This window comes from Gordonia sp. UBA7860 (assembly GCF_002500165.1).
Taxonomy (GTDB): Bacteria; Actinomycetota; Actinomycetes; order Mycobacteriales; family Mycobacteriaceae; genus Gordonia; species Gordonia sputi.
The window spans coordinates 1-443 of sequence record NZ_DLSO01000156.1; the positions used below are offsets into that span (position 1 = coordinate 1).

The 443-nt window shown below is 63.4% G+C and carries 1 protein-coding gene; it reads right to left on the bottom strand.

The features are described 5' to 3' along the window. Positions 1-28: 28 nt before the first annotated feature. Positions 29-443: extracellular solute-binding protein (locus B3T59_RS19400; RefSeq protein WP_287004883.1), on the bottom strand; the 415-nt coding region annotated here is incomplete at its 5' end.

Consider the following 443-nt stretch of genomic DNA (forward strand, 5'->3'; position numbering starts at 1 on the left):
AGCAGCCAGCGTCCGAGGCGGTTGCTGTTCAGCGACCGACTGCGCTGCGCCATTGCTGAAGCCACGTCTCCCGATTCTGCGCAATGTATGCGGGCGGAAGATTCACCGTCGACTGTGGGATCGGTGCACGTTGCGCCCAGCCGTCGGGCAACGGCGTGTTCTTCTGCACCGGGTACACGTACATCGACGCCGGAAGCGCCTTCTGCACAGTGGGACTCAGCATGAAGTCGACGAGTTTGCGGGCACCGGCCGCATTGGGAGCACCCTTGAGCACGCCGACGTACTCGACCTGCCGAAAGCAACTGTCCAGTAGTGCACTCGTCCCCGGCGTCGCAGCAGGCGACGAGGCGTACGACAGCACTATCGGCTTGTCACCCTTGCCTTCTCCGGCAGTGAAGAGCTGGTTGTACGCGATCTCCCAACCCGACACGATCGTCGCGCCC